1 protein-coding gene is annotated in these 222 nt (G+C 54.1%); it reads left to right on the forward strand.

Features of this window, described 5'->3' with window-relative positions; translation table 11 throughout:
* Positions 1 to 17: 17 nt before the first annotated feature.
* A partial coding sequence (locus P0D80_RS51805) for a hypothetical protein (protein WP_408296855.1) occupies positions 18 to 222 on the forward strand: 205 nt, incomplete at its 3' end.

The following is a 222-nucleotide window of genomic DNA, read 5'->3' on the forward strand; positions in this document are numbered from 1 at the left end:
AGTTCGAGCGCGATCTCATGAACCCGCCGGCCGCGGCCGAGCTCCAGCAGACCCAGCCCACGGGTTCGAAAGTCCTCATGTGGATGTTTGAGCGACAGCTGTTGCAAGGTCTTCTTCTCAGGCTGGGTCAGTTCAACGGCACATTTCATCGGCAGGCAGATCATCAGAATCGTATTGCCTGTCAGACCCCATATTTTGAAATTCGTTTACTCGTCGCACTTA

Origin of the sequence: Paraburkholderia sp. RL17-373-BIF-A, from assembly GCF_046030175.1 — a bacterium.
GTDB lineage: Bacteria > Pseudomonadota > Gammaproteobacteria > Burkholderiales > Burkholderiaceae > Paraburkholderia.